Origin of the sequence: Pedobacter hiemivivus (assembly GCF_004331685.1) — a bacterium.
Lineage (GTDB): Bacteria > Bacteroidota > Bacteroidia > Sphingobacteriales > Sphingobacteriaceae > Pedobacter > Pedobacter hiemivivus.
The window spans coordinates 100,069-112,808 of the sequence record NZ_SJSM01000006.1 but is presented as its reverse complement, the minus strand read 5'-3'; the positions used below and the strand labels follow the sequence as shown (position 1 = coordinate 112,808).

General features: G+C 42.7%; 7 protein-coding genes. 3 read left to right on the top strand and 4 right to left on the bottom strand.

Features of this window, described 5'->3' with window-relative positions:
- Window positions 1-187 precede the first annotated feature (187 nt).
- Window positions 188-1,075: a PorP/SprF family type IX secretion system membrane protein gene (locus tag EZ444_RS12530; protein WP_131609307.1), complete on the bottom strand. Its 888-nt coding sequence runs from the start codon at window positions 1,073-1,075 to the stop codon at window positions 188-190.
- A 465-nt stretch (window positions 1,076-1,540) separates the two neighbouring features.
- Between EZ444_RS12530 and EZ444_RS12525 the strand changes: the two genes are divergently transcribed.
- On the top strand, window positions 1,541-2,497 hold the full coding sequence (locus EZ444_RS12525; RefSeq protein ID WP_131609305.1) for a helix-turn-helix domain-containing protein: 957 nt from the start codon (window positions 1,541-1,543) through the stop codon (window positions 2,495-2,497).
- 29 nt (window positions 2,498-2,526) lie between these two features.
- Here the strand turns inward: EZ444_RS12525 and EZ444_RS12520 are convergent, their stop codons facing one another.
- From EZ444_RS12520 to EZ444_RS27805, 3 genes are all read right to left on the bottom strand, one after another.
- Window positions 2,527-3,414 carry a PorP/SprF family type IX secretion system membrane protein gene (locus tag EZ444_RS12520; protein WP_131609304.1) on the bottom strand — a complete coding sequence of 296 codons (888 nt, stop codon included), beginning with the start codon at window positions 3,412-3,414 and terminating at the stop codon, window positions 2,527-2,529.
- Between the two features lie 156 nt (window positions 3,415-3,570).
- The gene (locus EZ444_RS12515; protein ID WP_131609302.1) at window positions 3,571-8,430 is read right to left on the bottom strand and encodes an Ig-like domain-containing protein; all 4,860 of its coding nucleotides are present in this window, start codon (window positions 8,428-8,430) and stop codon (window positions 3,571-3,573) included.
- 31 nt (window positions 8,431-8,461) lie between these two features.
- Window positions 8,462-9,673 (bottom strand): exosporium glycoprotein BclB-related protein, encoded by a 1,212-nt coding sequence (locus tag EZ444_RS27805; RefSeq protein WP_131609300.1) that lies wholly within the window; start codon window positions 9,671-9,673, stop codon window positions 8,462-8,464.
- 546 nt (window positions 9,674-10,219) lie between these two features.
- On the opposite strand from EZ444_RS27805, the gene EZ444_RS12505 reads away from it, so the two are divergent.
- Together EZ444_RS12505 and gmd are read left to right on the top strand one after the other, a co-directional pair.
- Window positions 10,220-11,494, top strand: coding sequence for a nucleotide sugar dehydrogenase (locus EZ444_RS12505; protein WP_131609298.1), 1,275 nt, complete (start codon window positions 10,220-10,222; stop codon window positions 11,492-11,494).
- A gap of 53 nt (window positions 11,495-11,547) precedes the next feature.
- Complete coding sequence (gene gmd / locus EZ444_RS12500; RefSeq protein WP_131609297.1) at window positions 11,548-12,684, top strand: GDP-mannose 4,6-dehydratase; 1,137 nt, start codon at window positions 11,548-11,550, stop codon at window positions 12,682-12,684.
- Window positions 12,685-12,740: the final 56 nt, after the last annotated feature.

Below are 12,740 nucleotides of genomic sequence, written 5' to 3'. Positions count from 1 at the left end.
TCCTGAATCCGCTGTCCTAAATCGGTCGTCATCCAGAGTTTATCTCAGGATCTCGCTTATGCAGGTTCTGATTAGCCAGTGCGAGGTCCTGAGATAAACTCAGGATGACGATACGCATAAAAACAAATGCCCCTGTGATTATTTCACAGGGGCATTTGCAATAATGTTTTGCAATATGTAATGGCTATTACTTCGTTAAATTTACTCTAAGGTTCAATTCAAAACTACCATTGGTATAGCTACTCAATGCCGAAGTCTGGGTGGTATAAGTACCACTAACCAGGTATTTCTTCTTGTAATCCATACCTAAACCGAAAGTTGCATTTTTGGTACTGTGGTACATACCCAGCAACATTACCTGCTTGTTGGCAATGCTCAGTTGTGCACCAGCATCGAAGATATTGTCAAAGCCTTTTACACCACGGTAAGCCACTTTAGGCTCTAAATCTGCACCCTCAGCACCTGTGCTTAGGTTGATCTGGTAACTTGCTGCTGTGTAAAATGTAGCCACGTCGGCCGTTTCAATATCATCTTTTTTCAATACACGTTTAAGATTCGGTATCGCAGCCTGTACATTTAGCTTGTTTGAAGTATAGGCGACACCGAAATCACCATCCAGGTAAGTTTTGCGGTCGTTGTATTGACCTACGCTCGGATCGGCCGGATTACCATAAATATCAGCATTCTCCAATCGCTGACTCATAAAGCCTAACGACACCCCGAAGTGTAACTGGTGTCCGTTGTCATTTAATGGCAAGTGGTAAGCATAACTACCTACTACACGGGTTTCTCTTTGCAAACCTGCACTTTCATTGTTTACAGCTAAACCCAAACCTACTTTGTTAAAACCGTAATCGGCAGTTAAGTTTTGGGTTAAAGGTGAGCCTGGAACATTGCTCCATAGTTTGCGGTAGGCACCGTTTAATTTCAAACCTTGTCCCGCACCAGCAAAAGCTGGATTGATTAAGTACTGGTTGGTAAAGTACTGCGCTGATAGCGGGTTTAATTGTGCTTTTACCGAAGTCGCCATTGCAGCGAAGGCAAATAGCAGAGCTGTTTTAAATATTGTCTTCATATATTTTTTGTGGTGTTTGTGTCTAATTGGTTATAATTTTTAATGGTTATTTAAGCAATTCGTCATCCTGAATTTATTTCAGGATCTCGCAATAGAAGGGCGGATTTCCTCTTGAGAGATCCTGAAATAAATTCAGGATGACGACCGTATTATTGATGATCAACTCATTTACGTTATGTTGGATTTACGTCCGTAGTATTTTCTGACGTAATATTACTAATTTGTTTTGATGATCGTAACAAAACCTTTTCCTTTAGGTTTATCCGAACCAAAATCGATCACATAAAAGTATGTTCCTTCAGTTAAGTAACGCGAATAATAGGTGTCATTTCATTTCTAGTTTAGCATTAATATGTTAGCTTAGCGAAATGTTTTTAGTTTCGCATGAAAGTTATTCTTGTTTTAAACAGCAAGACGCTTTAATTTAACCTGTGATTTTATTCCGATACTTAATCGTATATAATTATGCCCTTAACGCTATCTAACTCTCCCGCCGTAAATGCTGTTATCGAACAATTCTCTTCTTTTCATCCTTTAAGCGATGAATTAATTCAGGACTTTTCGGATAATAGTTTCGAAATTTCTTTAAAGAAAAATGAGTACCTGATGCGGAAAGGAGAGCTGAGTACGCATGTTTATTTTGTGTTAAAAGGTGTCGTCTGCGGACAGGTGAGCAATGAAAAAGAAACGGTTACCAGTTTCATTACGGTAGATGGAGAGTTTCTTTCTGCTATAGAAGGGATGTACGGGGATAAGCCCTGCGTTGAAGATGTGAAGGCCGAGGAAGATTCTCATTTATTGGCCATGTGTTCCACTTATTTCCATGGCTTGTATGATCGATATCCGGAAATGAATGCGCTTTTTCGTAAGATCCTGGAATTGTACTACACACAGGCGCATTACCGCTCTATCTTTATTCGGATGGGGAGCTTAGCGGATAAATATGCTTATTTTCTGAAAGCATTTCCAGATCATGTCGAGCGCATTCCTTTGTCGGTTGCAGCATCTTTTTTGAATCTTAAGGATGCCACACTTCAAAAGATGATCAATAAGACGAAAGATCAAAAGGTATTAGATCAGCAATTGTCGCGGGAAAGTATGCTGATCAGCATGGAGGTGTTTGAGCCCTATCTGCAAAAGAAGCTCACGCTCCAACAACTCGCTTCCCATTTTAAGATTAAGCCGCACGAACTGTCATACCTGTTGAATGAATATTTTAGCGAAAATTTCAACAGTTTTATCAACCGTTACCGGATCAATTATGTCCTTAAACATTTCGCTGATCAGGTCAACATGGGCCAATACAGTATGGAGGGGGTGGGACGTCATGCGGGCTTTTCTTCTAAAAGCACCTTTTTTACTGAGTTTAAAAAGAGAGTAGGAGCCAGCCCGCAAATTTATTTTCAAAAGAAAAAGGTCTGATCATCCGTTAGGATAATCAGACCTTCATTTTACTTGCTTAAATTTACCCTAAGGTTCAATTCAAAGCTGCCATTAGTATAGCTACTCAATGCTGAAGTCTGAGTGGTATAAGTACCACTTACCAGGTATCTCTTTTTGTAATCCATACCTAAACCGAAAGTTGCATTTTTGGTGCTGTGGTACATACCCAACAACATCACCTGCTTGTTTGCAATGCTCAGTTGTGCACCAGCATCGAAGATATTGTCAAAGCCTTTTACGCCACGGTAAGCAACTTTAGGCTCTAAATCTACCCCTTCAGCACCTGTGCTCAGGTTGAACTGGTAACTTGCAGCGGTGTAAAATGTAGCCACATCAGCTGTTTCAATGTCATCTTTTTTCAACACTCTTTTAAGGTTCGGTATAGCAGCCTGTACATTTAGCTTGTTTGAAGTATAGGCGACACCGAAATCACCATCCAGGTAAGTTTTGCGGTCGTTATATTGAGCTACGCCCGGATCGGCAGGATTACCATAAATATCAGCATTCTCCAATCGCTGACTCATGAATCCTAAGGATACCCCGAAGTGTAACTGTTGTCCGTTGTCGTTTAATGGCAAGTGGTAAGCATAACTACCTACTACGCGGGTTTCTCTTTGCAAACCTGCGCTTTCATTGTTTACAGCTAAACCCAAACCTACTTTGTTAAAACCGTAATCGGCAGTTAGGTTTTGGGTTAGAGGAGAACCTGGAACATTGCTCCATAGTTTGCGGTAAGCACCGTTAAGTTTTAAACCTTGTCCGGCACCAGCAAAAGCTGGATTGATCAGATATTGATTGGTAAAGTACTGCGCTGATAGCGGGTTTAATTGTGCTTTTACCGAAGTGGCCATTGCAACGAAGGCCAATAGTAGAGCTGTCTTATATATTGTTTTCATGTGTTTTTTTTAAACGATTCGTCATCCTGAGTTTATCTCAGGACCTCGCAATAAAAGGGGGAACTTTCTCTTGAGAGATGCTGAGATGAACTCAGCATGACGATCGTATTATTGCTGAGCGTGTTATTTAGTTTCGTGTTATTGACATGCCTGATATTAACTTGGTCTGGTAACCGTTATAAAACCTTTTACTTTAGGTCTATCTGGCCCAAAATCGATGACGTAATAGTAAGTGCCTTCGGCCAGTGGTAAACCATTTAAGGTGGCATCCCAGCTGTTGTCATAACCTTTTTTACTGTACATCAAACGACCGCCTTTGTCAAATACTTTCACCTCATTGTTAGGGTAAGCATCAATATTGTCAATCAACCATTTGTCATTCACTCCATCACCATTTGGCGACATGATGTTCATGGCTTTAACTTTAGCCACATCATCCAATACAGTAAGGGTAAAGGTTTTTGTCTCCGAACATCCGCTGGCATTGCTTGCCGTTACGGTGTAAGTCGTGGTTTCCATTGGTCTAACCAAAATTGTAGCCGTATTGTGTCCGCTTTGGATACTGTTGTTGGCTACCCAAACATAGTTGGTGCCACCAGTAGCATTTAAATACACCTTTTCTCCTTTACTGATCTGTATGCCTTTGTCACTGTTGATAGAAATAACAGGTAAAGCATTTACTGTGATGGTAAAAGTTCTGCTGTAAGTATCTACACCACCATTGGCTGTACCACCATTGTCTTTTACGGTTACTGTTACGGTAGCTGTCCCGGCTATAGCGCCGGCTTTAATCCGGTAGTTAATCGTTGCCGTAGCTCCAGTGCCCGTAACTCCTAAGGCATCAAAGAGGTTAGGGTTGTTGCTGCTAACCGTTAAACCTGTACTCTGTGCCGTTTCAGGGCCAGCACTGATACCTGTTAAGGCAACAGTTTGTCCTGCTGTGGTAAAGCAGATTGCCTGATTGCTGATGGCAGCAAGTGTCGGGATTTCATTTACATCACTTAAAGTAATGCTCAACTCCTTATCCAGCGACTGACCGTATTGAGTAGTTGAACGCAGCCTTACTTTGTAAACAGCTTTGTTTTCGTAATCCAGTACTGCATTGGTGTTTAGCTTATTTCCGGCGATACCAAATAAGGCATTGTCGGTATCACCTGTGCCAGCCACCAATGTATAGGTAAACGCAGTAACCGAAGGATCATCAGAGGTGCTGCTTAGCGTACCTGCATTTGTTCCTGAAGCACTGTTTTCATATAAGGTTATTGCTGCAAGCGTAATGCTTGTAGGTATTCCTGATTTTATTTTCAGGTTGCCAGTGGCATAGCTGATGGCATAGTTGGCCGCCGCTGCCCCGTTGACCGTGATTGGGTAATCTCCGATTGGACTGCCTGTAAGCGCAGTAGTTGTGATCGTTGGCTGAGTAGTCAATATAGCATTGGTCTCCCCATTCGTAAGCCCAGTGTAAGTCACTGTCAACACTGGATTTACCGCACCTAGGAATTTTTCTTTAGCATCCGCAGTAATGGTTAAAGCTTTTCTGGTAACAGTCAATGCGCCGTTCAGGTAAGTGATGCTATAGTTATTTAACCCTGTACCCGTTGCTGCCGAAGCTACAATCGGATAGGTTGAACCTGCAACCGTTGCCGTTGCTGCTGCACCAGTAGAGCTAAAACTTACCGAAGTAATCGCATCGGCATTTGACAGGCCGACTGAAGTGTACTCATTTCCTGTGAAAGTAACTGCATCACCATAGATTTTAATGCGATTATTGGCTGTTATGGTCAATACCTTCTGAGTTACCGTTAGCGTCTGCTGAACATTTGCTGCAGCATTGAAGCTGGTCGTTCCAGCCTGACTTGCGGTGATGACCGTATTTCCTGATTTCAGGATTGTAGCCACATTACCAACAATAGAAACCACTGTAGGATCGGTCGCAATATAAGTTACCGGAAGACCTCCTGATGAATTTACATTTCCAAGCTGGAATGTTGGATCACCATAAGTTTTCAAAGCGATCGCATTGAAAGTGATGCTCTGATTGGCTTTTGGAATGGCAGATACATTAGCACTTGCGATACTGATGTTTCCTGCCTGGTCAAGCGCCTGAATCTGGTAATAATAGGTAGTACCGTTTGTTAATCCCGTATTTGTATAGGTTGTAGTTCCTGCTGTAACGTCTACTGTTGAAGTAAGTGAAGCAGGGTTTGTTCCATACGTAATTCTGTATTTCGAAAGGTCAGTTTCTGTGTTAGCAGTCCAGTTAGGGATGATCTGTGTATCACCAGATGTTGCTGCTAAACCTGCAGGAACTACAGGAGCAGTCTGATCAAAAGCAACTGAGCCAGAACCGTTGGAAACCGGACTACCCACATTTCCTGTCAAGTCACTGAAAGCAATGTTGTAAGCAACCTGTCCTTCTGTATCACCAGATACAAAAGTATAAGTTGCTGTCCAGTTGTTGCCCGTAGCAGTTGGTGTAACCGCATGACCAGCGATGGTTACCGTTGGTGTTTGTACCGTTTTGCTTGATGTGAAAGTAAGCGTAGCTACATCTCCGACTTTCGCAAGTGTAGGTACTGCATTGTTAGACACAATATTTACTGCAGTTAAGGTAGGCGCTGTTTTATCAAAAGTTACAGATCCTGTACCTGTTGTAACGGCTGTACCTGCATTGCTGGCAAGATCACTGAAGGCGATGTTGTAAGCCACCAGTCCTTCTGCATCACCAGATACAAAAGTGTAGGTTGCAGTCCAGTTATTTCCTGCTACTGTTGGAGCAACAGCATGACCAGCGATGGTTACTACTGGTGTCTGTACGCTTTCACTTGCTGTAAAGGTTAATGTTGCAGTGTTACCAACTTTAGCACGTGTAGAAACGACATTGTCAGAAACAATGTTCACTGCACTTAAGGTAGGCACTGTTTTATCAAAGGTTACAGATCCTGTACCGGTGGTAATGGCTGTACCCGCATTGCCGGCAAGATCGCTGAAAGCGATGTTGTAAGTAATCAGCCCTTCTGCATCACCCGATACAAAAGTATAAGTTGCGGTCCAGTTGTTGCCCGCTGCTGTCGGTGTAACCACATGTCCAGCGATAGTAACTACCGGAGTTTTTAAAGCCTCACTTGCAGTGAAAGTAATCGTAGCCGTATTGGCAACTTTAGCAAGTGTAGGTACTGTATTGTTAGAAACAATGTTTACTGCGCTTAAGGTAGGAACAGTTTTATCAAGCGTTACAGATCCTGTACCTGTAGTAACCGCTGTACCGGCATTACCAGTAAGATCACTGAAAGCAATATTGTAAGCTGCCAGTCCTTCTGTATCGCCTGATACAAAAGTATAAGTTGCCGTCCAGTTGTTGCCAACAGCTATCGGTGTAACCGCATGACCGGCGATGGTAACTGTTGGTGTTTGTACCGTTTTGCTTGAAGTGAAAGTAAGCGTAGCTACATCTCCGACTTTCGCCAGTGTAGGTGTAGCATTGTTAGACGCAATATTTACTGCACTTAATGTAGGAGCCGTTTTATCAAAAGTTACAGATCCTGTGCCTGTTGTAACGGCTGTACCTGCATTGCTGGCAAGATCACTGAAGGCGATGTTGTAAGCCACCAGTCCTTCTGTATCACCAGATACAAAAGTGTAGGTTGCAGTCCAGTTATTTCCTGTAGCAGTTGGAACAACCACATGACCAGCGATGGTAACTGTTGGTGTCTGTATGGTTTCACTTGCTGTAAAGGTTAATGTTGCAGTGTTACCAACTTTAGCGCGTGTAGAAACGACATTGTCAGAAACAATAGCTACCGAAGAAAGTGTTGGTGCTTGTGTGTCAATTGTATAATTGGCCGTAGCTGATGTTCCTGCTCCGGCATTTCCGGCAAGATCCGTTAAACCTTCTTTATCCAGTGTGATGGAATTAACCAGACTTGTAAAGTTATTGGTCGGGGTAAATGTGGCCGTCCAGGTAACTCCAGCATCACCAGTGGTGACAGCTGTTAAGGTACCATTCATAATGGTCAGATCAGCATTAGCAAAATTAGTCACCGCTTCGCTGAAGGTAATCGTCAGCAAAGGAGTTGATCCGATCTTTAAGGCAGAACTCGCGAGAGCCAGGGTTGCTGTCGGAGGGACGATGTCATATACATATCCCTTTGAGTATTCCGTTCCGGTATTACCCAAAGCGTCAACAACTCTAACCTTTAGGGTATTGCTGGCGGTTAATGTTGTGGCTATTGACCAGGCATTATCTCCTGCAGTGATTGTTGCCGGTGCATAGCTTGTACCATTGTTAAACGATACTTCTACAATTTCTCCGGCCACAAGATTGGCACTTAAAGTGCCCGAAACAGTTTGATTAGCTGTATTGGTAAGGAAATAAGTGCCAGATGCATTCGCGTCATTGGAAAATAGAGCAGTAGCGATCGTTTGCGTCGGTGCCTGAGTATCAATTATGATGTCTTTATTTGCAGCCAAAGAGCCAGCAGCACCCGGAACCGGTAAGGTCAGGGGCGCATTTGCACCAAGACTATTTTGAATGGTACTTCCACCAGCCAGGGTTAATGACCCGATAGCACTATAGTCCAGATCTGTGGAGTTTTCTCCTGCAGCTACGGTATAAGTGAAGGTAAGCACGGTGGTTCCTGATCCTGATGTATAAAGGGCTTTTCCTCCACTATTCAGCGCGAGTTCAGGTATGCCCGTTACAAGAACAGGCTGATTAAAGTTAACCGTGACAAGAACCACTCCGCCTTCTTTGTAAGCCGTGATTACATTTGGAGAGTTCACATCTGTTACTGAAAAAGACAATAAGGTTTGATGTAAGCCCTGTGTGAACTGCGGGTTTGTTCCGATGGTGCTGATAAAAGGCTCTCCAATGGTGAAACCCAGCGTGTTCCCTCCGGGCAGCGATACGCTACCGCCCCCGGCACTGGTTGTATGGCTATTCGCAGATTGAGCATTTGCTGTCAGGCAAGCCAAAATCGAAACCCACAACAATATAATTGTTTTGAGGTATCTCATAATAATATGTTTAGTGATCTGCTTAACTTGTTTACTCAATACTTAATCCGGCACTGGCATAGCCATTTACGGTAGTGATTAGTGATATTCCTGCAGCTGAAGAAGAGAACACCAATAAAAAGCGTGTTTGTGCCGTTACCGGAATGTTGAGCCCAGTTGTAATTCCATTAGATATGGAACCTATACTAATGATACCCGATAATGAAGGGGCTAAAGTAACCGATGCGCCTGGAACAGCGGTAAAGCTGTTGTCGGGGCTCGTACTGGAATAAAGCTGTGCAGTAATGGTCACCGTTGAGCCGATCAGCGCTAATGCGGCTGTAGTGCTAAAGTAGGCAGACATGCTTTTTATCGTCCCGCTTCTTGGCATAGAAAAGGCAAAGTTCAACGGTGTACCTGCTGCGCCCGTCAGATCAATTGTCGAACCAAGTACAGAAGGGCTGGGTGCACTGCTGCCAAAACCGATAAAACTCGGTGTACCGGCAAGTCCGCCTGCGATGGTGGTCAGGGTTACAGGAACACCTGATGAGAAGGGAATAATCGCACCGCCATTAGAACCACCGGAAGCATCGTTGGCATCGGTAAGTCTTACCCATGCACCTGTTTTTGAATAATAGAAACCTTTAGGTGCGTTGGTCTGATAAACCAGTAAACCATCACTTGGTGAAGTGATCGCTGTTGCTGAAGCTACTCTTGGAATCAGGATACCTTTGGTGGTAGACCAGATGTCCAATACCGCATCATTTGCAGGGAATGTGCCCGATCCGGGACCGATTCCGACACCTCCGGTATTGTTGTTCAGGATGTTTGCGCCCGCAGCTGCCCAGCGGTTATCGTTGCTGGTTATTGAAGTCGACGCGTTTAAAGCATAAGGGACACTAACCAGCTCGACAACACCCAGTAAGGTATAAGCCGTTCCGCCGGCAATATCTGCTTCGATTTTGAGATATTTATTACCTGTAGACCAGGGGATGAGTGAAAAGGTACCCGTCACTACTGTTCCGGTTCCAATTTGCAGGTTCACCAATCCAAAAGCATTTGTGGTTGGCAATTGCGTTTCCGTATAAATGGCAGCACCTGCCAGCCCGTTTTGTATCGTGAGGCGTAGTCCTACTGCCTGACTGGGTACAGGTTGTCCGGTAGCATTGCGGATCACTGCCTGGTAATTGATTTTTTGAGGAGTTTGTGCGAAAGTATTGAGCGCAATTAAAGTAAAGATTAAAAAAGTAAATATTTTTCTCATGTTTTTTAAATAAAATTTCTTTCGAAATTACTTCATCTGCTAGAATTTCTGGCAGATGAAGTAGTTCAGGATTATAATTCCGAACCACTTTTTTCGAAAAGGGAAGCTTTCCAGTATTGCTTATTCTTTTTTTGGTGTGCGTTTAGCTTTAGGTCAGATTTTATCAGGTTGTTGGGAGGCATCGTTATGAATAGCGAATGAGTAGGGCTAAAATTGGGAATGAATAAGGGGTTGCTTTACCCTTGCTTTAGGGTTGGCTTAGGGTTGCTTTACCCCTATAGTAAACCAAGGGTAAAGCAACCCACAACTTACTAGCTACTTATTCCATATTTGTCCCCTATTCATTATTATACCTGAAAGCTCCGTTTGCAGGCTTACAACGCCGTTTGTATATTGAATTGTTTACTGATTTTCGTTAGTCTTACATTTTTTATTCTCGATTTTGTTTGTTTACTGCTGAAATCGGTTGATGCTTGGGATTACTTTCCTGAAAACGATTGTTTTTAGCAACATTTGTGAATTAAATTATTTCGTAAGTTTGCGGCCATGTCAGCAGCAAAAAAGCCACACATTGCAATCATAGGTTTAGGATACGTTGGATTACCTTTAGCCATCGAGTTTGCCAAACAATATCAAGTCCTTGGTTTTGATATCAATGAGACCCGGATAACAGACCTTTCGGCAAATAGAGACATTACTAAAGAGGCCGACTTAGGTGCCTTAAAGGATGTTTTGGGCAATGGACTTGCGCTTTCTTCGGATGTAAGTCTGTTACAAGACTGCAATGTATATATCGTTACGGTACCCACGCCTATCGATCAATTTAAGTCTCCGGATTTAAAGCCGCTTCTAGCTGCGACAGAAATGTTGGGGAAATATCTGTCCAAAGGTGATATCGTGATTTACGAATCTACCGTTTATCCGGGCTGCACCGAAGAGGATTGTGTCCCTGTATTGGAAAAATATTCAGGATTAAAATATAACGTTGACTTTTACTGTGGTTATTCGCCAGAAAGGATCAATCCAGGGGATAAAGTGAATACGCTGACTAAAATTATGAAAGTGACCTCTGGTTCTACACCTGAAGTGGCGGATTGGATCGACGGACTGTATTCTAGTATCATTACTGCGGGTACACATAAAGCGCCAAGCATTAAAGTAGCGGAAGCTTCAAAGGCGATAGAAAACGCGCAGCGCGATGTGAATATTTCTTTCGTAAACGAGTTGGCTTTGATTTTCGATAAAATGGAGATTGATACGGCTGATGTGATCGCTGCTGCGGGAACGAAATGGAATTTTTTAAAATATAAACCAGGATTGGTAGGTGGACATTGCATTGGTGTCGACCCATATTATCTCGCTTATAAGTCAAATGCATTAGGCTATACGCCGCAAGTAATCCTGTCGGGAAGACGGGTGAACGAAAATATGGGTGTTTTTGTGGCAAGTAAAGTCGTAAAAATGCTGATTGCGAATGGTTCCTCTGTAAAAGGGGAGAAAGCGCTTATTCTGGGTTTTGCTTTTAAGGAAAATTGTCCCGATGTGAGAAATACTAAAGTGGTCGACATTTATACGGAGTTGCAGCAATTTGGAATGGATGTTCATGTGTATGATCCCTGGGCCATTGCCGAGGAGGTGCATGAGGAGTATGGCATTACCTTAAAGCAAAACTTAGACGAAAAAAATTATAAAGCAATCATCATCGCTGTTGCGCATAACGAGTTCCTGAATCTGGATTATGCCAGCTATAAGCAGAATGGAGCCATTATTTTTGATACAAAATCTTTTATTGACCGCAAGTTTGCTGACGCTCGCTTGTAGGGAAATTAAATTATTTCGTATGTTTACGCCTGCAAATTAAAAGACATATATTGATGAAAGTAGCTTTAATAACCGGTATTACGGGACAGGATGGTGCATATTTAGCGGAATTTTTGCTGAAAAAAGGGTATTTTGTACATGGTTTAAAGCGTAGATCTTCGTCATTTAATACGGATCGGATCGATCATTTGTATCAGGACCAGCATGAGCAAGGTGTGAAAATGAAATTGCATTATGGTGATTTGACCGATTCGACCAATTTAATTCGCATTATCCAGGAAACTCAACCGGACGAAATCTATAACCTTGCCGCGATGAGCCACGTTCATGTGAGCTTTGAAATGCCTGAATATACCGCTAATGCGGATGGTATTGGTACTTTAAGGTTATTGGAGGCGATACGGATTTTGGGAATGGAGAAAAAAACAAAGATCTACCAGGCTTCAACTTCTGAGTTGTACGGATTGGTACAGGCGGTTCCACAAAGTGAATCTACGCCTTTCTATCCGCGTTCTCCTTATGCAGTGGCCAAAATGTATGGGTACTGGATTACAGTAAACTACAGGGAAGCTTATAAAATGTATGCTTGTAACGGGATTTTGTTTAACCACGAAAGTCCGCTTAGAGGGGAGACTTTTGTAACGCGTAAAATTACCAGGGCAGCTTGTAAAATAGCTTTGGGTCTACAAAATTGCTTGTATCTGGGTAACCTTTCTGCGCAAAGAGATTGGGGCCATGCTAAAGACTATATCGAAGCGATGTGGTTGATTCTTCAACAAGAACAGCCTGAAGATTATGTGATTGCTACCGGGATCACCACTACGGTTAGAGACTTTGTGAAAATGAGTTTTGCGGAGCTGGGCATAGAAGTTGAGTTTAGTGGTAAGGATGAGCACGAACGCGGAGTGATCATTGATGTTGATCAGGAAATGGTTGCGAAGCTTGGCTTAAATGATGCAAACTTAAAACCGGGTACTGTTGTAGTACAGGTGGATGAAAAATATTTCCGTCCTACAGAAGTTGATCTTTTATTGGGTGATCCAACTAAGGCCAATACCAAATTGGGTTGGAAACCTAAGTATGACTTACCTGCATTGGTGCAAGATATGATTCAGTCGGATTTACACCTGATGAAGAAAGACGAATACCTAAAAGAAGGTGGTTTTAAAACCCTAAATTATTTCGAATAGCTATTTCTTGTTAATCATTAAAGGATATTGCTATCTTGCTTTTTTAATTTAGCGCG

Excerpts from the sequence above, each read along its gene's own strand:
- EZ444_RS12525 (WP_131609305.1), top strand. The coding sequence starts at position 1,541 with ATGCCCTTAACGCTATCTAACTCTCCCGCCGTAAATGCTGTTATCGAA.
- gmd (WP_131609297.1), top strand. The coding sequence starts at position 11,548 with ATGAAAGTAGCTTTAATAACCGGTATTACGGGACAGGATGGTGCATAT.
- EZ444_RS12520 (WP_131609304.1), bottom strand. The coding sequence starts at position 3,414 with ATGAAAACAATATATAAGACAGCTCTACTATTGGCCTTCGTTGCAATG.
- EZ444_RS12505 (WP_131609298.1), top strand. The coding sequence starts at position 10,220 with ATGTCAGCAGCAAAAAAGCCACACATTGCAATCATAGGTTTAGGATAC.
- EZ444_RS12515 (WP_131609302.1), bottom strand. The coding sequence starts at position 8,430 with ATGAGATACCTCAAAACAATTATATTGTTGTGGGTTTCGATTTTGGCT.
- EZ444_RS12530 (WP_131609307.1), bottom strand. The coding sequence starts at position 1,075 with ATGAAGACAATATTTAAAACAGCTCTGCTATTTGCCTTCGCTGCAATG.
- EZ444_RS27805 (WP_131609300.1), bottom strand. The coding sequence starts at position 9,673 with ATGAGAAAAATATTTACTTTTTTAATCTTTACTTTAATTGCGCTCAAT.